Annotated in this window: 16 protein-coding genes; 11 read left to right on the forward strand and 5 right to left on the reverse strand. The window is 52.7% G+C overall.

Annotated elements, in window-relative coordinates:
- Positions 1–71: 71 nt before the first annotated feature.
- Genes mreC through tldD form a run of 6 tightly spaced genes read left to right on the forward strand, consistent with a single transcriptional unit; the run spans position 72 to position 8,978 of the window.
- Positions 72–1,058 carry a rod shape-determining protein MreC gene (gene mreC, locus LCF41_RS01300; RefSeq protein WP_225086558.1) on the forward strand — a complete coding sequence of 329 codons (987 nt, stop codon included), beginning with the start codon at positions 72–74 and terminating at the stop codon, positions 1,056–1,058.
- The gene (gene mreD, locus LCF41_RS01305) at positions 1,055–1,543 is read left to right on the forward strand and encodes a rod shape-determining protein MreD (RefSeq protein ID WP_225086559.1); all 489 of its coding nucleotides are present in this window, start codon (positions 1,055–1,057) and stop codon (positions 1,541–1,543) included. The genes mreC and mreD overlap by 4 nt, the downstream gene beginning before the upstream one ends.
- An 8-nt stretch (positions 1,544–1,551) precedes the next feature.
- On the forward strand, positions 1,552–2,145 hold the full coding sequence (locus LCF41_RS01310; protein ID WP_225086560.1) for a Maf family protein: 594 nt from the start codon (positions 1,552–1,554) through the stop codon (positions 2,143–2,145).
- Positions 2,135–3,604, forward strand: coding sequence for a ribonuclease G (gene rng, locus LCF41_RS01315; protein ID WP_225086561.1), 1,470 nt, complete (start codon positions 2,135–2,137; stop codon positions 3,602–3,604). Before LCF41_RS01310 ends, rng begins: the two co-directional genes overlap by 11 nt.
- A 41-nt stretch (positions 3,605–3,645) precedes the next feature.
- Entirely contained in the window at positions 3,646–7,476 is a 3,831-nt protein-coding gene (gene yhdP, locus LCF41_RS01320; RefSeq protein ID WP_225086562.1) for an AsmA2 domain-containing protein YhdP, read from the forward strand.
- A 56-nt stretch (positions 7,477–7,532) separates the two neighbouring features.
- On the forward strand, positions 7,533–8,978 hold the full coding sequence (gene tldD / locus LCF41_RS01325; protein ID WP_225086563.1) for a metalloprotease TldD: 1,446 nt from the start codon (positions 7,533–7,535) through the stop codon (positions 8,976–8,978).
- An 85-nt stretch (positions 8,979–9,063) separates the two neighbouring features.
- Here tldD and LCF41_RS01330 read toward each other — a convergent pair whose 3' ends face one another.
- From LCF41_RS01330 to aaeR, 3 genes are all read right to left on the reverse strand, one after another.
- Entirely contained in the window at positions 9,064–9,657 is a 594-nt protein-coding gene (locus LCF41_RS01330) for a hypothetical protein (protein WP_225086564.1), read from the reverse strand.
- Positions 9,658–9,666: 9 nt separating this feature from the next.
- Complete coding sequence (locus LCF41_RS01335; protein WP_225086565.1) at positions 9,667–10,005, reverse strand: hypothetical protein; 339 nt, start codon at positions 10,003–10,005, stop codon at positions 9,667–9,669.
- 110 nt (positions 10,006–10,115) lie between these two features.
- Entirely contained in the window at positions 10,116–11,051 is a 936-nt protein-coding gene (aaeR, locus tag LCF41_RS01340; RefSeq protein WP_039493083.1) for an HTH-type transcriptional activator AaeR, read from the reverse strand.
- A gap of 424 nt (positions 11,052–11,475) precedes the next feature.
- Between aaeR and aaeX the strand changes: the two genes are divergently transcribed.
- The 3 genes from aaeX to aaeB are packed head-to-tail and all read left to right on the forward strand — an operon-like array spanning position 11,476 to position 14,652.
- A complete protein-coding gene (gene aaeX, locus LCF41_RS01345; protein ID WP_005975424.1) occupies positions 11,476–11,679 on the forward strand; it encodes a p-hydroxybenzoic acid efflux pump operon protein AaeX in 204 nt (67 codons plus the stop codon).
- Positions 11,680–11,686: 7 nt separating this feature from the next.
- The gene (gene aaeA / locus LCF41_RS01350; protein ID WP_225086566.1) at positions 11,687–12,652 is read left to right on the forward strand and encodes a p-hydroxybenzoic acid efflux pump subunit AaeA; all 966 of its coding nucleotides are present in this window, start codon (positions 11,687–11,689) and stop codon (positions 12,650–12,652) included.
- Positions 12,653–12,663: 11 nt separating this feature from the next.
- Complete coding sequence (gene aaeB, locus LCF41_RS01355) at positions 12,664–14,652, forward strand: p-hydroxybenzoic acid efflux pump subunit AaeB (protein ID WP_225088073.1); 1,989 nt, start codon at positions 12,664–12,666, stop codon at positions 14,650–14,652.
- Between the two features lie 65 nt (positions 14,653–14,717).
- Here the strand turns inward: aaeB and LCF41_RS01360 are convergent, their stop codons facing one another.
- Positions 14,718–14,957 (reverse strand): hypothetical protein, encoded by a 240-nt coding sequence (locus tag LCF41_RS01360; protein WP_225088256.1) that lies wholly within the window; start codon positions 14,955–14,957, stop codon positions 14,718–14,720.
- A complete protein-coding gene (gene yjgA / locus LCF41_RS01365; protein ID WP_225086567.1) occupies positions 14,932–15,483 on the reverse strand; it encodes a ribosome biogenesis factor YjgA in 552 nt (183 codons plus the stop codon). Before yjgA ends, LCF41_RS01360 begins: the two co-directional genes overlap by 26 nt.
- A gap of 296 nt (positions 15,484–15,779) precedes the next feature.
- Here yjgA and pmbA point away from each other — a divergent pair, with 296 nt between their 5' ends.
- Together pmbA and LCF41_RS01375 are read left to right on the forward strand one after the other, a co-directional pair.
- Positions 15,780–17,120 carry a metalloprotease PmbA gene (pmbA, locus tag LCF41_RS01370; protein ID WP_225086568.1) on the forward strand — a complete coding sequence of 447 codons (1,341 nt, stop codon included), beginning with the start codon at positions 15,780–15,782 and terminating at the stop codon, positions 17,118–17,120.
- A 436-nt stretch (positions 17,121–17,556) separates the two neighbouring features.
- Entirely contained in the window at positions 17,557–20,736 is a 3,180-nt protein-coding gene (locus LCF41_RS01375; protein ID WP_225086569.1) for a bifunctional cytochrome P450/NADPH--P450 reductase, read from the forward strand.
- Positions 20,737–20,742: the final 6 nt, after the last annotated feature.

Raw genomic sequence — 20,742 nt, forward strand, 5'->3', positions numbered from 1 at the left:
GGGTGCAGCTTTGTGACGTTAAAAATCGCCAGGAGCGATTTGAGGTTGCTGTCGAGGAATACGCAAATTTTATGAAGCCGCTTTTTAGCAGGGGACCTTCCCTGCAATTACGACTTTTTCTTGCTGTCGTTACCGCGATTGTCGTGATCGTTGCGGACAGTCGGCTCGGTTCGTTTGTCAAAATCAGAACGTACATGGATACCGCCGTTAGCCCATTTTATTTTTTGGCGAATGGGCCTCGTCAGGTTCTGGACAACATGTCTGCCTCACTGGCAACCCGTGGGCAATTAGGTCTTGAAAATACCGCCCTGCGTCAGGAACTGTTGATGAAAAACAGTGACCTGCTGCTGCTAGGCCAGCTCAAGCAGGAAAATGCGCGGTTACGTGAACTGCTCGGCTCGCCGCTGCGTCAGGATGAGCAGAAGATGGTGACGCAGGTGATGTCTGCCGGAACCGACCCTTACAGCGATCAGGTCGTGATTGATAAAGGTCAGGCGAACGGTGTGTATGAAGGGCAACCGGTCATCAGCGATAAAGGCGTGGTGGGTCAGGTTGTGGCGGTTGGCCAGTTTACCAGCCGGGTTTTGTTGATTTGTGATGTTTCCCACGCGTTGCCCATTCAGGTGCTGCGCAATGATATCCGCGTGATTGCTGCCGGCAATGGCTGCACCGACGATCTGCAACTGGAGCACCTGCCTAACAATACCGATATTCGGGTCGGTGACGTACTGGTCACATCCGGGCTGGGTGGACGTTTTCCTGAAGGGTATCCGGTCGCGGTCGTGTCATCGGTTAAAGCGGATACACAGCGTGCCTATACGATTATTCAGGCACGTCCGACGGCGGGATTACAGCGCCTGCGCTATCTGCTGTTACTGTGGGGCGTGGAGAATAATTCCAATACGTCGCTGCCGCCGGCGGAAGTTCATCGGGTTGCCAATGAACGCCTGATGCAGATGATGCCGCAGGTTTTACCCTCGCCTGACGAGATGGGGCCGCCGCTTCCTCCTGATGCCGCTGGGCCTACCGTCGAGCCGCAGCAGAGAGGCCGCCAATGAACCGTTATCGCAGGCATGGCAACTGGATTATCTGGCTTTCTTTTTTGATCGCCATGGTTTTGCAGATTATGCCGTGGCCGGATGAAATCTACATGTTTCGCCCCTCCTGGCTGACGTTGTTTCTGATTTACTGGGTGATGGCATTGCCACATCGGGTGAATGTGGGTACAGGATTTATATTAGGTCTGATTATGGACCTGATTCTTGGGTCTACACTGGGAGTACGGGCGCTGGCGTTGAGCATTATTGCTTATCTGGTCGCCTTTAAATTCCAGCTGTTCCGAAATATGGCGTTATGGCAACAGGCATTAATCGTGATGCTATTGTCGCTGCTGATGGACCTCACGGTATTCTGGGCAGAATTTTTAGTTATTAATGTCTCTTTCCGACCAGAAACATTCTGGAATTGTGTCGTTGATGGCGTACTCTGGCCGTGGCTGTTCCTGCTGATGCGAAAAATTCGTCGTCAGTTTACTGTGCAATAAGGTGATTCATGACCCAGCTTTACCTGGCTTCCGCTTCTCCCCGCCGTCGTGAACTGCTCACGCAGCTCGATATTCCTTTTGCTGTACTGAACGTCGCGGTGGAAGAGCAGCGGTTACCGGAGGAAGCGGCGGAAATCTATGTCCGGCGTCTGGCGCATGAAAAAGCGACTGCGGGTGTCGCGGTCGCACCGCTCGATTTACCGGTTCTGGGTGCGGACACTATTGTGGTGCTGAACGGTCAGGTATTGGAAAAACCGCGGGATGCAGCCCATGCGGCTGAGATGCTGAGTCAGCTGTCCGGGAAACCGCATCAGGTGATGACGGCCGTCGCGCTGGCCGACAAAGACGACATATTGAGCTGTCTGGTGATCACCGATGTCGTCTTCCGTCCGCTCTCGCAGCAGGATATCGAACGGTATATCGCCAGCGGCGAGCCGATGGATAAAGCCGGGGCTTATGGTATTCAGGGCAAGGGTGGATGCTTTGTCCGGTCGCTTAACGGGAGCTATTACGCGGTGGTTGGATTGCCGCTGGTAGAAACCCAGGAGCTATTCAGTAATTTTGCTGCATTGCGGAGTGCAAGAGGAAAACATGACTGCTGAGTTACTGGTAAACGTTACACCTTCAGAAACGCGCGTTGCCTATATCGACGGCGGTATTCTGCAGGAGATCCACATTGAGCGTGATGCGAAGCGCGGCATCGTCGGCAACATTTATAAAGGCCGCGTGAGCCGTGTTCTGCCAGGTATGCAGGCGGCGTTCGTGGATATCGGTCTGGATAAAGCGGCCTTCCTGCATGCGTCCGATATTATGCCGCACACCGAATGTGTTGCCGGTGACGAACAAAAGAATTTTCACGTCCGTGATATCGCCGAGCTGGTGCGTCAAGGACAGGATCTTATGGTTCAGGTGGTCAAAGATCCACTCGGAACCAAAGGTGCGCGTCTGACGACCGATATCACGTTGCCGTCACGTTATCTGGTGTTTATGCCCGGCGCATCGCACGTTGGCGTGTCACAGCGGATTGAGAGCGAAGCGGAACGCGAGCGCTTAAAGAAAACGGTCGCCGAGTATTGTGACGATGACGGTGGTTTCATCATTCGTACCGCAGCAGAAGGGATCGGTGAAGAAGAGCTTTCGCAGGATGCGGCGTTTTTGAAGCGCCTGTGGGGCAAGGTGATGCAACGCAAAAAACGCAACCAGACCAAATGCAAGCTCTACGGTGAAGTGGCGCTCGCTCAGCGTATTTTGCGTGATTTTGCTGGTGCGGCGTTGGATCGCATTCGGATTGACTCCCGGCTGACCTATGAAGCGCTGCTGGAATTTACCTCCGAATATATCCCGGAAATGACCCGTAAACTCGAACACTATGCGGGTAAACAGCCAATTTTTGATCTGTTTGATGTGGAAAATGAGATCCAGCGTTCGCTGGACAGAAAGGTTGAACTGAAATCCGGCGGCTATTTGATCATCGATCAGACTGAAGCCATGACGACCATCGACATCAATACGGGGGCGTTTGTCGGCCACCGTAATCTGGATGAGACCATTTTCAATACCAACACGGAGGCCACGCAGGCGATTGCGCGGCAGCTGCGTCTGCGTAACCTCGGCGGCATTATCATTATCGACTTCATCGATATGAATAACGAAGATCACCGTCGGCGGGTGCTGCATTCACTGGAGCAGGCGCTCAGTAAAGATCGGGTCAAAACCAGTATTAATGGTTTCTCTCAACTAGGATTAGTAGAGATGACGCGTAAACGCACGCGTGAGAGTATTGAACACGTGCTTTGCCATGAATGCCCGACTTGCCACGGTCGCGGTACCGTGAAGACGGTAGAAAGCGTCTGCTATGAAATCATGCGTGAAATCGTGCGTGTCCACCACGCGTATGACACCGATCGTTTTCTGGTTTATGCCTCACCGGCTGTCGGGGAAGCGCTGAGAAGCGAAGAATCGCACGCGTTAGCTGAGGTTGAAATTTTCGTCGGCAAACAGGTCAAAGTACAAATCGAACCCCTGTATAGCCAGGAGCAGTTTGACGTCGTAATGATGTAAATTCGTGCGCTCGTCGTCGGCGACGAAAGAAGGAGAGATTAGTGAGGCGACTGCCCGGAATACTCGTCATCACGGGTGCCACTCTTGTCGTGATGGTTGCGCTGTTAGTCAGCGGCTTAAGACTGGTACTGCCACAGCTCGATCACTTCCGGCCACAGCTGGTGGCCTGGGCGCAGTCTGCGGCCGGTGTTCCGTTAGAAATCGGTTCGATGACGGGGCGCTGGGAGTCCTTTGGCCCCACGCTGGAAATTGAAAAATTTCGTACCTCCCTGCCGGAATCGAACTGGCAGGTTGACCGCATTACGCTGGCATTGGATGTGTGGCAGTCGCTGCTGCATGGGCGCTGGCAGTTCCGCGATCTCACATTTCACCAGCTAAAGCTTGATCTCAATAGCCAATTCACCGGGCAGCAGCAGGATAGCAAATTGATGGAGTCAGGAAAGGTCAGCGATCTTTTCCTGCGTCAGTTTGACCACTTTGATCTGCGTGATAGCCACATTACCTTCCTGACGCCTTCCGGTTCCCGCGCGGAGCTGAGTATTCCGCAACTGACCTGGCTGAATTCCGACAAACGCCATCGTGCGGAAGGTTTGATCAGCCTGTCGAGCTTTAATGGTCAGCACGGCGTGGTACAGATGCGCATGGACTTGCACGATGAGCAGGGGCTGCTCAGTAACGGTACGTTCTATCTGCAAGCTGACAATATTGATATGAAGCCTTGGCTCAGCCGCTGGATGAAAAATACGACCGGGTTGGAAAGTGCCGACTTTAGTTTGGCGGCCTGGCTGAATGTTCGTGAAGGTGATATCCACAGCGGTGACGTGTTCCTTAATCAGGGGACGGCCAACTGGGGTGAAGGCCGCGATGCACATCGCCTGAATGTCGATGACATGACACTGCATGTCAGCCGTCAGGAAAATGGCTGGCAGGTGGATGTGCCTGAATTGAATCTGGCAACGGATGGCGTCGCCTGGCCAAAAGGTCGGCTCTCTGCCCTCTGGCTGCCAAAAAATGAACACATGTTAGGGCCCGATCGACAGGAAGAACTGCGCGTTCGCGCCAGTAATCTGGCGCTGGAACGGGTAAGCACGCTGCTTCCGCTGTTATCCGGGACTACGCCAGCCTTGAAAGAACGTTGGGCAGAACTGCAACCGACGGGCACATTGAATACCGTTGCGGTCGATATTCCTCTGCAACAGCCGGAGAGAAGCCGCTTTCAGGCCAATTGGCAGGATGTGAGCTGGCAGCAGTGGAAATTGCTGCCGGGTGTTAATCATTTCTCTGGCTCTGCCCGCGGTAGCGCCGAACGTGGTCAGGTTAGCGTCGCGTTAGATCAGAGCACGCTGCCCTATGTCGATATGTTCCGCGCGCCGCTGGAAATCAAGCAGGCCAGCGGTACGATTGACTGGCGTAATGACGCACAGGGTCTGGCACTCTGGAGCCACGGGCTGGACGTACAGGCGAAATCGCTATGGGCTAATGGCGATTTCCGTTACGAGCAGCCTGCTAAACAGGAACCGAAGCTGGATATTCTGGCGGGCATTCGACTGACCGACGCGGCGGACGCCTGGCGCTATTATCCTGAACAGTTTATGGGCACCGAGCTGGTGGACTATCTGAGCGGTGCGCTGAAGGGCGGCCGTGTTGACAATGCGACGCTGATTTTTGCCGGTAATCCGCAGCATTTCCCCTATACGCACAACGAAGGCCAGTTTGAAGTCTGGGTGCCAGTGAAAGAGGCCACCTTCGAGTTTGAGCCGGGCTGGCCTGCGCTGACGCCGCTGGATATCAATCTGGATTTTGCCAACAACGGCCTGTGGATGTTTGCGCCGCAAACCTGGCTGGGCAAGGTGGAAGGCAAGAATATTAGCGCGGTCATTCCCGATTATGAAAAAGAGATGTTGCTCATTGATGGCGAGCTGGAAGGTCCGGGGCTCGAAGTGGGGAACTATTTTAATCAGACGCCGCTGAAATCGTCGTTGGGTACGGCGCTGGATGAACTGAAAATTGGCGGGCCGGTGAAAGGCACGCTGCATCTGGATATTCCGCTTGCTGGTGACGATGTTCGCGCCAGTGGCGACATCGCGCTGAACAATAACAGCCTCTATATCAAGCCGCTGGATACCACGATTAAGAATCTCACGGGTAAATTTCGCTATGAAAACGGCAATTTACGTAGTGACACGCTCCAGGCGAACTGGATGAATCAGCCGATGACGGTCAATTTCACGACGGAAGAGCAGGCTAAGGCTTTTCTGGTGAATGTTGGCTTACAGGGCGACTGGCAGCCTGCGCGCTTGCCCGGTTTACCCGCATCGGCAAGCAAAGACGTGTCCGGTTCGGCAGGCTGGAAGAGTACGGTGGTCGTCAACCTGCCACATTCTGGTAAAACAACCTACGATGTTGATGTACAGGCCGATTTAAGCAAAGTAAGTAGTCACTTACCTAATCCGCTAAGTAAACCTGCTGGCGAGAGCCTGCCGCTGGAGGTGAAAGCCAGCGGTGACCTGAATGGCTTCACGATGCAGGGACGGCTGGGCAAAGATAACCACTTCAATAGCCAATGGTTGCTGAAAGGCGACATCGTGACGCTGGCGCGGGCAAGCTGGCAGAACGGGGCAACGGCAGCGCCTGCACTACCAGAAGACTCCTCGCTGGTGCTCGATCTTCCGCCGCTGGATGCAGAAAGTTGGTTGGGGCTCCTGCCATCGCTGCGTGCCTCGACATCAGCGGAAGGAAGAAAGGCACACAGTTCCCTTCGTTTTCCAGAAGCGGTGACGTTGCGGACGTCTGAATTACAACTGCTAGGGCAGCAGTGGCACGATCTGGAAATCACACGCAAAAATACGCTTGGTGGCAGTGAAGTGCAGGCAAAAGGGCGTGAAATTGACGGAATGGTTGAGATACCGAATCGTGGCATGTGGCGCAGCGATATCAATTATCTCTACTACAATCCTCAGTGGAAAGGGAATGAAGCGACCAACCCGGTGGCGTTAGCAGAGAAAAAATCGCCGCTGAACGACCCGAGCATTAGTTTTGAAGACTGGCCGTCGCTGGCGGTTAACTGCCGCCAGTGCTGGATTATCGGGCAGAATATGGGAAGTATTCAGGGAACGCTGCTGCCAGAAAAGGAAAAACTAACGCTGACGGACGGCATTATTGATACGGGTAAAGCCCGCCTGACGGTAAACGGTTCCTGGCAGGAAAATACGGAAGGTGTGCGGACCGCGCTAAAAGGCCGCCTGACGGGAGACAGTCTGGAGCAGAACGCGAGCTGGTTCGGCGTGGATTCACCGCTCAAGGCTGGCACTTTCGATGTGGATTACGATTTATACTGGCGTGGAACACCTTGGGCGCCGGATATTGCCAGCCTGAGTGGAATATTGCACACGCGTATTGGTAAGGGTGAAATTGCCGAAGTCGGTGCGGGTCAGGCGGGTCAACTGCTGCGTTTATTGAGCTTCGATGCGTTGATGCGTAAGCTGCGGTTTGATTTTAGTGATACGTTTGGTCGTGGATTTTACTTCGATTCGATTCGCAGCACCGCATGGATTAAAGACGGCGTGCTGCATACTGATGATATGCTGATCGACGGGCTTGAAGCGGACATCGCAATGAAAGGCGATCTCGACCTCGCTCAACGCCAGGTCAACATGGAAGCGGTGATTGCTCCAGAAATTTCCGCGACGGTGGGCGTGGCGACGGCCTTTGCCGTCAACCCGGTTGTGGGAGCTGCCGTGTTTGCTGCCAGTAAAGTGCTGGCACCGCTATGGAACAAGATTTCGCTGATTCGTTACCAGATTTCCGGTAGCGTCGATCAGCCAAAGATTCAGGAAGTGCTGCGTGAGCCGAACAAAAAGAAAGGCGAATAATGCCGTTAGGGCAGCGCAGTGTACTCAACCGATTATCTGATAAAGAGTGAAAAACTATGAGCCTTGCGTTTGTCAGTGAGCAGTTACTCACCGCTAACAAATTGAATCTTGACGATCTCGCTGCTGTGCTGGGGTCGCTTAATGAGCGTCGTCTGGACTATGCCGATCTCTATTTCCAGTCCAGCTACCATGAATCCTGGGTACTGGAAGACCGTATCATTAAAGACGGTTCTTACAATATCGATCAGGGCGTGGGTATCCGTGCGATTGACGGAGAAAAGACCGGGTTTGCTTATGCCGATCAGATCACGCTGAATGCATTGCACCAGAGTGCGCAGGCTGCACGCAGCATTGTGCGTGAACAGGGCACGGGGACTGCGCACACGTTGGGAGCGGTATCGCATAATGCGCTTTATCCAACGTTGAATCCGTTGGATAGCCTGACGCGTGAGGACAAAATTGCGCTGTTGCAGCGTGCCGATACGGTCGCGCGTGCTGCGGATGCGCGGGTGCAGGAAGTGTCAGCCAGCCTGACCGGCGTGTATGAACTGGTGCTGGTGGCGGCGACGGATGGCACGTTGGCGGCGGATGTACGTCCGCTGGTTCGCCTGTCGATCAGCGTGCTGGTTGAATCTGAAGGTAAACGCGAGCGTGGTTCTAGCGGCGGCGGCCTGCGTGGTGGTTACGATTATTTTTGGGAAGTGACTGACGGCGAAGCGCGTGTCGACGCCTGGGCAAAAGAAGCCGTGCGTATGGCGCTGGTAAACCTGTCGGCGGTGGCCGCACCCGCAGGGCCGATGCCTGTAGTGCTGGGCGCAGGCTGGCCGGGGGTACTCCTGCATGAAGCGGTAGGCCACGGTTTGGAAGGCGACTTTAACCGTCGCGGTACGTCAGTGTTCAGCGGACAGATGGGGAAACTCGTCGCATCAGAGTTGTGCACGGTGGTCGATGATGGCACCTTGAGTGGACGCCGTGGCTCCCTCTCAATGGACGATGAGGGCGTGCCAGGGCAATACAATGTCCTGATCGAAAACGGCATTCTGAAAGGCTACATGCAGGACAAGCTGAACGCTCGTCTGATGGGCGTTGCACCCACAGGCAACGGTCGCCGTGAGTCTTATGCTCACCTGCCGATGCCGCGTATGACGAACACCTACATGCTGGCCGGGAAATCCACGCCGGAAGAGATTATCTCCAGCGTTGAATACGGCCTGTATGCGCCAAACTTTGGCGGCGGTCAGGTTGATATCACCTCTGGCAAGTTCGTCTTCTCGACGTCGGAAGCGTACCTGATCGAAAAAGGTCGTATCACCACGCCAGTCAAAGGTGCAACGTTGATTGGCTCCGGTATTGAAGCAATGCAGCAGATCTCGATGGTCGGTAACGATCTGGCGCTGGATAAAGGCGTTGGGGTGTGCGGTAAAGAAGGGCAAAGCCTGCCCGTTGGCGTTGGCCAGCCTACGCTGAAGCTGGAAAGCCTGACCGTTGGCGGCACCGCGTAATTTGCTCTGAGTCCTGAGTTCCCTTTAAGACCGCGCGTTATTAGCGCGGTTTTTTTATTGGGCTGAGAGGTAATGGAGTAAAAAGTCAGGAAACCGCTGCAATAATCGATTTGAGCTGCCTGATGTGTATTTCATCTCGCTGTACCAAGACATCTTCCTTAATCTTGAGAACAATGCCTTTTAATAGGTCTGTTGTACTGGAGATGTTTGTTGTTGTTTTTAGTACGTCAATGTCTGTCGCGACATGCCTTCCTTTAAGAGAAAGACGTTTCTCGGATTTGCCTTTTGCCAAATCACTTTGCAGAAAACGCGGGATATCTTGTGCCGCTGCGCGATCGGCTGCCAGCGTGTGAAGATAGTATTTCATCAGCGTGGGAATAAAATCGGGTTCCCCACCTAATTCGCAGCTTGCCAGATTTAAGATATCTATCATGTGCGCAGGGACTCTGCTTTCTAGCGCCTTACGCTGTACATCCAGCGCTTTCTTAATCATGGGCGTAGATTGATGGGGAATGATGGCAACATTCCCGCAGCGGTTGCAAACGCCAACCAAAACCTGTCTCACCACGCCGCTGTTATCGCTGAATGGGACGTCTCTAAGCTGAAACGTCGCAGTTTCAGGTGACTGGCATGTGTTACAGAGAGCGGACTGTGTATCGCCGACTTTGAAAATTTTCATGTCATCGCCTCAATGGTGGACGCTAATAAAGACACAATTTGGCTCGGAAAAATACCATCTGATATACCACGATATTCCCCGATGGCGGCAACGGATGATATGAACATCAATATGCGCTGCAAAATGATGGGGTGAAGAAGAGTAGGATGTCCCCGAAGATTGATAAATAATATCAATGAGTTCTGCTATTGATGTTTGCCCGGTTGCCAGCAAATTCTTTGTACTGATATTTCCTCTGGCTTCATGCAACACAGTACCCGACTGCAAACAGACGATAAGCTGCTTTTTGGCATCCTTGAAACCCATCCCTTCACCTATATTGTACGAATTTATTCGTACTTTATCCATGTGATTTTACTTTCCTGAACGAAGGAAAGAGATATAACGTACGGATGGTGGGATGGGGATGTGTTTTGTATGAAAGAGGAAGGTGTCTCGCATTTTCCTCTTTGCAAATCCTACTTTTTTTCCTCGCTATGATTCTGCCGGTAGCCCTGATACGTCAGGGCGACGTTTTTGAAGTATTCCGTCATGTAGTTAATGCAGACCTGTACTTTTAGCGGCAGGTTGTCTTTGCGGGTGTAGAGCGCATAGACCGGGCGCGGATCGGAGTGGTAGCGGTTAAATAAGATCTCAATTTCGCCGCGATTGATTTCATCCACGATCCACATGAGCGGCACGTACGCGATACCCGCGCCAGCCTTGAGCCAGCGCACCAGCGTTTGCGGATCGTTGGTGACAAAGCGTCCTTGTGGCGTGACGCGGGTTGAAATGCCTTCCGGGGCGATCAGCTCAAATTCGCTGTCGGGACGCACGCTGTATTCCAGCCAGGAAAAATTCACCATATCTGCCGGTTTATCCGGCGTGCCGTGCTGTGCCAGATAGCTTTTGGCGGCACAGACGACCATGGGCATCGAGCCTAAGCGTTTCGAGAAAAGGCTGGAATCCTGTAACGCGCCGACGCGGATAACGATATCCAGCCCGTCGGCAATCAGGTCAGGAGCGGGAATTCCTGTGACCAGATTAACGGACAAGCCGGGATATTCCTTCAGCATCGCGGCAGTCATGGTGGACAACACATTCTGCGCCATCGTAGAAGAACTGCCGATGCGCAGTGTGCCGATCGGCGTATTGTTGAAAGCGTAGAGCTGCTCATGGACCTCATGCGCCTCATGCAGCATGCGGCGACAACCGTGATAGTAAATTTTCCCCGCTTCCGTCAGTCCAATGCTGCGCGTACTGCGGTTCAGTAGCTTAATCTGTAGTTCATCTTCAAGCTTGGTGACGGTTTGGCTGACGGCGGATACGCTCATCTGCAACTGGCGGGCGGCCGCGGTAAAAGAACCAAATTCCACCACGCGGGCAAACACCGACATACTCTTTAGTCTTTCCATTATTCACTCTGGCTTAAAAGTGATTTAGATCACACTATGTAGATAAGGTGATAATAAGCATCCATAATATAGCCTATCCGGTGATGCTGAGTGGAACATTGTCCGCCATCGTTCAAGCGGCAGCGTTGCCTGAAGGCGAAAGCGAACAGACATCGCCCCTGTGGTCGTCCATGATTATTCACCACTCAGAGCTAACCAATGGTTGTGTTTATTTACCCAATGTAGATCGTGCGCTGATTTCCCATCGCTAGTCAGCCTCTGCTGGCATCGCTATTCATCAGTTTAACGCTATTTAATTCGCTGGCTACAGCCTGCGGGATGACGCGCTTTTGTCTATGCTGAACGTCAGCATCAGACGACATCATTTACCATCCGGTAGCGAACCTGCGCGCTACCGCTACCTAATAGAAAAAAGGAAAAGAGGATGAGTTCACTCCCGGTTATGGTGCTGTTCGGGTTGTCATTTCCCCCCGTATTTTTTGTCCTGCTGGTGTCATTGACTCTGTTTTTTGTCGTGAACCGCCTGCTGCAACCGACGGGTATCTATGACTTCGTCTGGCATCCGGCGCTGTTTAACAGCGCGCTGTTCTGCTGTTTGTTCTATTTACTCTTCCGTTACGGTCTGTGAGGCGTCTGTGAAAGCGTTCTTTTTAACCTTGTTTAGACAGCAGGCCGTGCTGATCAAAAAACTGAGCCGCGTGGTTATTACGCTGGTGATTGTGCTGTGCGCGATTGTCGCCATTTTCCGTGTCTGGGCGTTTTATACCGAATCACCCTGGACGCGCGATGCCAAATTTACGGCGGACGTTGTCGCCATTGCGCCGGACGTCAGTGGGTTGTTGAGCGATGTTCGCGTCACGGACAATCAACTGGTGAACAAAGGGGATGTGCTGTTTGTCATCGACCAGCCGCGCTACCATCAGGCCGTGGCGCAGGCGGAAGCCGATGTCGCCTATTATCAGGCGCTGGTAACAGAAAAACGTCGTGAATCAGGGCGTCGTGCGCGACTGGGCATCAGTGCGATGTCGCAGGAAAATATCGATCAGTCCAGTAATGCGCTGGAAACCGCCACGCACCAGCTTGCTAAAGCGCAGGCGGTATTGTCACTGGCGCAGTTGGAGCTGGAACGCACCGTGGTACGCGCCCCTGCCGATGGTTGGGTGACCAACCTGCATGTGCAGAGCGGTGAGTTCATCGAACGCGGCAATACGGCGGTGGCGCTGGTGAAGAAGGATTCGTTCTACCTGCTGGCGTACATGGAAGAAACCAAGCTTGAAGGGGTTCGCCGCGGCTACCGCGCGGAAATCACCCCGCTGGGCAGTGAAAAGATATTTTACGGCACGGTGGATAGCGTGGCGGCGGGCGTGAATAACAGCAGCAGCAGCGCGAACAATAAAGGCCTGGCGAATGTGGATTCTAATCTGGAGTGGGTGCGTCTGGCGCAGCGTGTGCCGGTAAAAATTCGCCTCGATCGTCAAATGGGCGGCCTCTATCCGGCTGGCACGACGGCAACCGTGGTGATCACCGGTGAGCAGGTCAACAATGACAAAAAGCCGTCGCCGCTTATCCGTCTACTGTATCGCCTGCGTGAGTTTGGTTAAGTGAGGCGATGATGAAAACGCCGTCGTTGACAGGCCCCGTGTTTTTTACGACACCGAAGTTTGCGCGTTTGCGCTTTGCCTTCAAACTAAGTTTTGCGATTGTACTGTCCCTGTTTCTGGGGTTTCATCTCCAGTTGGAAACCCCGCGCTGGTCGGTGCTGACGGCGGCGATTGTTGCTGCCGGCCCCGCTTTTGCCGCAGGCGGCGAGCCGTTTTCCGGTGCCATTCGTCATCGTGGTATTCTGCGTATTATTGGCACCTTTATCGGCTGTATCGGTGCACTTATCATCATTATTGCCACTGTTCGCGCACCGGTGGTGATGTTAATGCTGTGCTGTATTTGGGCAGGCCTTTGCACTTGGGTTTCCTCACTGGTTAAAGTCGAAAACGCCTATGTGTTCGGGCTGGCGGGTTACACCGCGCTGATTATTATTGTGTCGACGCAGGGCACGCCGCTGCTGACGCCGCAGTTTGCCGTGGAGCGCTGTAGCGAGATTGTACTGGGCATCGTCTGTGCCATTCTGGCGGATTTACTGTTTTCGCCACGTTCGATCAAACAGGACGTTGACCGGAGCATTGGTGAGCTGTTGGTGGATCAATATCGCTTACTGCAACTCAGCATGAACGGCGTGGAGAAAGAAGCCATCGATGCGGCATGGCACGCGCTGGTGCGTAAAACGACCGCACTAAACGGCATGCATAGCAGTCTGATGCTGGAATCCTCGCGCTGGCAGAACAGTAATCGCCGCTTAACGTCGCTGCATACGCAATCCCTCACGATGATTACCCAGGCGTGTGAAACCTACCTGATGTTGCAAGATGCTCCGACTCCCGTAAAAAGCAGCCTGAAACTAGTGTTGGCTCAGCCCGTTGAGTCATTCCGCGATGTGCATTGCCGTGTGAAAGCATTACGTCATCTGATTGCGGCTGACAGCCGCGATGTGCCGCCTACGCTGGTTAGCTGGGTGGGGGCGGCGACGCGCTATCTACTGTTGGCAAAAGGGGTGCAGACCAACGGGCGTATCACGACGATTGAAGCCGACGTGCTGAACAGCGAGGTGGAAATTAAAGCGCCATCAGCCGAAACTCATCATGCCATGATCAACGGTTTACGTACTGGCGTGGCGACTGCGCTGGGCTGTTTGTTCTGGTTGAGCACCGGCTGGACCTCTGGCAGCGTATGTATGGTGATGATTGCGGTGGTGACATCGCTTGCCATGCGTTTGCCGAATCCGCAGATGATGGCGAAGGATTTTCTGTTCGGGACGATCTACGCGCTGCCGCTGGGGGCAATAATGTTCATGTTTATTATGCCCTCAACGCAGCAAAGTATGCTGCTACTGTGCCTGAGTCTTGGGGCGATGGCCTTCTTTCTTGGGATTGAAGTACAAAAACGTCGTCTCGGTTCGCTGGGTGCATTAGCCAGTACGATCAATATATTGGTGCTGGATAACCCGATGACGTTCCATATCAGCCAGTTTCTGGACAGCGCGATCGGCCAGATCATCGGCTGTTTTCTGGCGCTGATGGTGATCCTGCTGATCCGGGATAACACCAAGGCGCATACGGGAAGAACGTTGTTGAACCGCTTTGTGTATGGTGCGGTTTCGGCGCTGACGACCAACACGGCGCGGCGCAAGGAAAACCATCTGCCTGCGTTGTACCAACAGTTGTTCCTGCTGTTGAATCGCTTTCCTGACGATATTGCCAAGTATCGCCTCGCACTGTGGCTGATCATCATGCACCAGCGTCTGAGAACGCTGGATATTCCGCAAAACGCGGCACTGTCGGCCTTTCATCGTCAGATTCGCGCAACGGCAGAGCAGGTGATATTGGCTCGACGTGATAGTACGCGTAGCCGCTATTTCACGCAGCTGTTAGACGAGCTTGAACGCTATCAGCAGATGCTGACGGAACAGCATCTTCCCCCGAGCGTGACTGCGCCAGTAGGACGATTGACCGGGGTCTTACGTGATTATCAGCATGCGCTGAGCCGCTGATTTTGAGGGGAGGTATTCGGGAAGATCTCTACGTGATGAGTGGTGTTTATTGATTTTTCTTATCGCTATCGGTCGTCCATTTCATCCAAAAAAGATTCTGCATCGGAATATTTGCCTTCTGTAAACGCTTTTCTCCCCAAAGCTAACAGCTTCAGCAAGGCAAGCGTTTCTTGCTGTTTTTCATATTCCGTGATGTCCATAACTACCATTTTGACTTTACCATTATTGGGTAATAAAGCACGGGATGAGTGAGATATACTCCTCATCCCGCTTTTGACATTAGTCTGTGGTTTCAGCCAGTTCACGCAGATACTGGAAGATCTGGCGGGCGGATTTCGGCGGTTTGTTCGCCGCTTTCTCTTTCTGCGCATTCCGCACCAGAGAACGCAACTGCTGACGGTCTGCATGGGGATACAGCGCCAGAATATCGGGAACCACATCGTCACCCTCGGCAATCAGACGATCGCGCAGCTGTTCCAGTTTGTGGAACAGTGCCACCTGCTGATTATGACGGTTGTTCAGTTTATCCAGAGCCGTTTGGATTGGTTCAGGATCGCGGGCGCGCAACATCTTACCAATCAGCTGTAGCTGACGGCGACGGCCTTCTTTCTTGATCCGCTGTGCCAGTTCTACCGCTGCACGCAGATCGTCGTCCAATGGGATCTTCTCCAGGGCATTTTTGCCCAGATCAACCAGTTCCGCGCCGAGATCTTTCAGCGCTTCGGCATCGCGCTTTATTTCGCTTTTACTGACCCAGATAATCTCATCATCTTCGTCGTCTTCTTGGTTATCTGGGACGTCATTCAGCCAGTCTTCGTACTTTTGCTTCATGGTTGGCTCCTAAAAAGTGTCCAGGAGCAATTCGTAACGCTACGCGTAGCGGCTCCGGGATGGTGAACAGCGTGCCCACCAGAAAAAAAGAGGCTGATACTAACAGGTTTGGGCTTTGTGCGAAATTGTCCGTAGATCCTGTTAGACTAGAAAGCATTATGCTACACCATTTTATGCTCGTCATACCTCACGTGACCGATGGGTTGGTTGCGCGAAGTAGGTAGAGTATACGCCCCTTTTGTACGCGTTGCGGGGATGATGATGGTGAGCTTTCTTCCACTCATTATGGCAGAACAATGACGATAACTACTCAGGTTGCAGAGCAGCGTAAAGCGCTGGAGCTCGCGGTGGCTCAGGCGCTGGAACTGGCGCGTGCCGGTTCTGATGCGGCAGAAGTCGCGGTGACAAAAACGACAGGCATTAGCGTCAGTACCCGTTATGGTGACGTTGAAAATGTTGAATTCAATAGCGATGGTGCGCTGGGCATCACAGTTTATCATCAACAGCGTAAAGGCAGCGCATCGTCTACCGATCTCAGCCCGGATGCGATAGCGCGCACCGTACAAGCTGCGCTGGATATTGCGCGCTATACCTCTGTCGATCCGTTTGCTGGCCCGGCGGATCGGGATCTTCTGGCATTCGATGCACCGGATCTCGATCTGTTCCATCCGACCGAGCTGGATGCGGATCGCGGCATTGAATTAGCGGCTCGCGCAGAGCAGGCGGCGTTACAGGCTGATAAACGTATCACCAATACCGAAGGCGGCAGTTTTAATAGTCACTATGGCGTCAAGGTGTTCGGCAATAGTCACGGCCTGCTGAAAAGCTACTGCTCCAGCCGTCATTCCATGTCCAGTTGCGTGATTGCCGAAGTGAATGGCGATATGGAACGGGATTATGCCTATACCGTCGGCCGTGCGTTGGATGATTTGCGCAGCCCAGAGTGGGTGGGTGCAGAGTGCGCGCGCCGCACGTTATCCCGCCTGTCACCGCGCAAGCTACCAACCATGCAGGCACCGGTAATGTTTTCTGCGGAAGTGGCGACCGGCCTGTTTGGCCATCTGGTTGGCGCAATCAGCGGCGGTAGCGTTTATCGTAAATCGACCTTCCTGCTGGATAAGCTCGGTCAGCAGATTCTGCCAGAGTGGCTGACGATAGAGGAACAGCCGCACTTGCTTAAAGGGCTGGCTTCTACGCCGTTCGACAGCGAAGGCGTACGGACGCAGGCACGTGAAATTGTGAAAGCAGGCGTGCTGCAAACCTGGTTGCTGACGAGCTACTCCGCGCGCAAGCTGGGGATGAAGAGCACCGGTCACGCGGGGGGGATTCATAACTGGCGGATTGCCGGACAGGGCCTGGACTTCAACGGCATGCTGAAACAGATGGGCAAAGGCCTGCTGGTGACTGAACTGATGGGGCAGGGCGTGAGTGGTGTGACGGGAGATTATTCCCGTGGCGCATCTGGCTTCTGGGTTGAAAACGGTGAAATTCAGTATCCAGTCAGTGAGATTACGATCGCGGGTAACCTGAAAGACATGCTGCGGAATATTGTGACGGTGGGGAACGATATCGAAACCCGGAGCAATATCCAGTGTGGTTCCGTGTTGCTGCCTGACATGAAGATTGCGGGCGCGTGATTACCGTTGATTAGAGAGAGTATTCACGCTCATTGCCGTTGTAAACGACTCGTCGTTCTCTTCTATGCGGTACTCCTCTGGGGGTACCGCGCTAACCTTCCTATTGCTCTCTTTCTTGCCTGATAACGCAGTGGTTTCACTGAGAATGCGCATACCGATATGCCGCTTTTGACGATAAATGCTGCGTACTGGTAAAAGTATTCTCTTTTTTATATGCCCTTGCTACTTTTACTTTGAGTCGTTTGATATTTGTTCTTATTTATTACGGTGCAAATAGCAACGTCGTCTTAGATTTTAACTGACTTATTTCATGTAATGACATCAGGAAAAACGGCCGTTGGGTGCTATCGCCGAAGCGCAAATTGCGCGATCGCATTGGTTGTCGGAACCGCATTAAGCATGATGCTGACGTGTTATTTTTTCATGGAGGAATTTTATGTCCGAGAGAATCGTTGTCCCTCAGCCGCCCGTTAAGCCGTTTATTGGTAATTTAACCGATATTGACCCTAATGATAGTCAGGGTAGTTTAACTAAGCTGGTTAATAAACACGGTCCTTTTTTTAAACTGAAAATACTTAAAGATACTTTCTACGTTGCCTCTTCCCAAGAACTTGTAGATGAACTGAGCGATGAGAGTCGTTTCGAGAAATGCCTTCATGGTGAGTTGATTGAGTCGCGCAATATTGGCGGGGATGGCTTATTTACCGCATATACTCATGAACCGAACTGGGGTAAAGCACACCGTATTCTAATGCCTGCGTTAGGCCCGATTGGCGTTCGTGGCATGTTCGATAAGATGCTGGACATCGCGGAACAAATGTTGCTGCGCTGGGAACGTTTCGGACCTGATATGGCGATTGATGTTGCCGATCAGATGACTCGGCTGACATTAGATACTATTGCGCTATGCGGGTTTGATTACCGTTTCAATAGTTTTTACCGTGATGGTCAGCACCCGTTTGTTGATGCGATGGTGGCTTCACTACTTGAAACTGCCGCACGCTCAAGACGTCCTGCATTTCTCAATACTTTGTTGATATCCAGAGATCATCAATATCGAACTGATATTGATTTGATGCATTCGGTTGCTCGACAAGTCGTTTCTGAACGGAAGGCAGATCCGAAGGGAAATGAAAAAGATGACCTGTTGCACCGTATGCTGAACGGGGTTGATCCGGTGACGGGGGAAAAACTTTCCGATGAAAACATCGCTTATCAGATGGTGACATTTCTGATTGCTGGGCATGAAACCACAAGCGGTATGTTGTCTTTTACGGTGTATTTGTTACTGACCAACCCAGATGTATTGAGAAAAGCGCGCTCCATCGTTGATGAGGTTATGGGCGATGAGACGCCCCGAATTGAGCACCTCACGCAATTGCGCTATTTGGAACAAGTGCTGATGGAAAGCTTGCGACTTTGGCCGACCGCAGGGGCTTTCGCTCTCAAACCCATAAAGGATACGTTACTTGCTGGTAAATATCCGCTTACACCACAGGATATTATTGTCGTGTTTGAACCTATGCTCCACCGCGACAAATCGGCATGGGGCGAAGATGCGGAAGTATTTAGGCCGGAACGTTTTTCGCTGGAAAATGCGGGTACGATTTTACCGAACTCGTGGAAACCGTTTGGTACAGGTGCTCGAGCCTGTATTGGTAGAACCTTTGCTATGCAGGAAGCGCAACTGGTTCTGGCAATGCTGCTACAGCGCTTTGACTTCGAACTCGCTGATGCCAACTATGAACTCAAACTGGTAGAAACGATAACCGTCAAACCCGCGAACCTGAAAATCCGAGCTCGGATTCGGCGACCATCGACTACGCTGACGCGCAGCGTGTCGGTTAATGTGCCCCGAGCCCCGACCACATCGTCTCCCATTCCCGAGAGTTCAACACTAGTGGGTAGTGATGCGACTCCTTTGTTGGTTCTTCACGCAGGCAATACCGGTTCTTCAGAGATGTTCGCTGTTCGTATCGCCGAAGATGCAAAGATATACGGTTTCGCACCGACACTTGCGTCACTGGACGAGTATGCTGAGAATTTGCCGCAAACTGGCGCACTGGTTGTGGTGACGGCGTCCTATGAAGGGCAACCACCAAATAATGCGCGCCGTTTTGTACCCTGGGTTGAGAATCTGGGGACTGGAGCGCTTGCGGGGTTGCAGTTCTGCGTTTTTGGTTGTGGCAACTTACAGTGGGCGCGCACTTATCAGGCGATCCCGAAACGGGTGGATGCTGCGCTTGAGAAGGCTGGAGCGCAACGTATCAAAGCGCGGGGCGAGGCCGATTCCGGTGGTGACTTCTTCGGTAGCTTCGACGACTGGTATGGCAACCTCTGGCCTACATTGACCACGGCATTTGGTAAACAGGCATTATCTGCTGACGAGGCGAATACGCTTGAATTGGAATTTGTCAAAGTCGGGCGTGAAAGTGTGCTGCAACAGGGCGATATGGTTCGTGGCATGATGACTGAAAACCGCGAACTTGTCGATATGACGTCTCCGTATGCGCGTTCAAAACGGCATATTGAAATCAGGTTGCCGGAAGGGATGACGTACAGAGCGGGTGATTACCTTGCGGTATTGCCACAAAATCCAGATGAGCAAGTAAACCGCGTATTGCGACGTTTCGGTCTGGCTTCAGATATGATGCTGGTTATCAACCGTTCGCCCGGCGGAACTGGGCTACCCGTTGGGCAAGCCATCAGTTGTGCTGAATTGCTGGGAAACTATGTTGAACTGTCTCAGCCAGCAACACGAGCACATGTTGCTGTTATGGCCGCAGCAACTCGTTGTCCGCCAGAAAAAGCTGAACTCGAAAGGCTAGCGACAGAACACTATGATAGTGAAGTTTTGGCGCAACGGTTTAGCGTTCTGGATTTACTGTACCGTTTTCAGTCTTGCCCAATTGACTTTGCAACCTATCTTAAAATGTTGCCACCGATGAAAACACGGCAATACTCGATTTCATCATCACCTTTGTGGAAGCCCGATCATGTGACGCTAACGATCGCGGTAGTTGATGCACCCGCATTGTCTGGTTTAGGCCGCCATCGTGGCGTCGCATCCTCGTACCTTGCCACATTATCTCCTAATGACAGTATTTCCGTTGCGGTGCGACCTTCCGGTTTCCATTTACCAGACGACCCTGCCACGCCGCTGATTTTGATCGCTGCGGGTTCTGGTGTAGCGCCATTCCGTGGTTTTTTACAGGAACGTGCACAGCAAAAAGCGGCAGGGATCCAAGTCGGTCCGACGTTGCTATTCCTGGGAGTTAATCATCCCGATGTCGATTATCTTTACCATGATGAGCTTGCCGACTGGGAGAAAAACAATATCGTGACGGTGCTCACTGCATTTTCCAGAAAACCTGACGGTGATATCAAGTATGTCCAGCATCGGGTCTGGGCTGAGAGGGAGCGGCTTAAAGCGCTCTTTTGCCAGGGTGCATCTATTTTCGTTTGCGGTGATGGTTTGCATATGGCTCCGGAAGTGAGGGCTGCATTGCTGGGAATCTATTGCGAAGAAACGGGGAGTACTGAGGCTGATGCTATTCTCTGGGCTGATAAGCTTGAACAAGAGCAGGGACGATATGCGGCTGATATATTCATATAATAGAGT

This window comes from Pectobacterium colocasium (assembly GCF_020181655.1).
Taxonomy (GTDB): domain Bacteria; phylum Pseudomonadota; class Gammaproteobacteria; order Enterobacterales; family Enterobacteriaceae; genus Pectobacterium; species Pectobacterium colocasium.

Bases quoted from the DNA above. Each gene is read 5' to 3' on its own strand.
- mreC (WP_225086558.1), top strand. From the start codon at position 72: ATGAAGCCGCTTTTTAGCAGGGGACCTTCCCTGCAATTACGACTTTTT.
- mreD (WP_225086559.1), top strand. From the start codon at position 1,055: ATGAACCGTTATCGCAGGCATGGCAACTGGATTATCTGGCTTTCTTTT.
- LCF41_RS01310 (WP_225086560.1), top strand. From the start codon at position 1,552: ATGACCCAGCTTTACCTGGCTTCCGCTTCTCCCCGCCGTCGTGAACTG.
- rng (WP_225086561.1), top strand. From the start codon at position 2,135: ATGACTGCTGAGTTACTGGTAAACGTTACACCTTCAGAAACGCGCGTT.
- tldD (WP_225086563.1), top strand. From the start codon at position 7,533: ATGAGCCTTGCGTTTGTCAGTGAGCAGTTACTCACCGCTAACAAATTG.
- LCF41_RS01330 (WP_225086564.1), bottom strand. From the start codon at position 9,657: ATGAAAATTTTCAAAGTCGGCGATACACAGTCCGCTCTCTGTAACACA.
- LCF41_RS01335 (WP_225086565.1), bottom strand. From the start codon at position 10,005: ATGGATAAAGTACGAATAAATTCGTACAATATAGGTGAAGGGATGGGT.
- aaeR (WP_039493083.1), bottom strand. From the start codon at position 11,051: ATGGAAAGACTAAAGAGTATGTCGGTGTTTGCCCGCGTGGTGGAATTT.
- aaeX (WP_005975424.1), top strand. From the start codon at position 11,476: ATGAGTTCACTCCCGGTTATGGTGCTGTTCGGGTTGTCATTTCCCCCC.
- aaeB (WP_225088073.1), top strand. From the start codon at position 12,664: ATGAAAACGCCGTCGTTGACAGGCCCCGTGTTTTTTACGACACCGAAG.
- yjgA (WP_225086567.1), bottom strand. From the start codon at position 15,483: ATGAAGCAAAAGTACGAAGACTGGCTGAATGACGTCCCAGATAACCAA.
- pmbA (WP_225086568.1), top strand. From the start codon at position 15,780: ATGACGATAACTACTCAGGTTGCAGAGCAGCGTAAAGCGCTGGAGCTC.
- LCF41_RS01375 (WP_225086569.1), top strand. From the start codon at position 17,557: ATGTCCGAGAGAATCGTTGTCCCTCAGCCGCCCGTTAAGCCGTTTATT.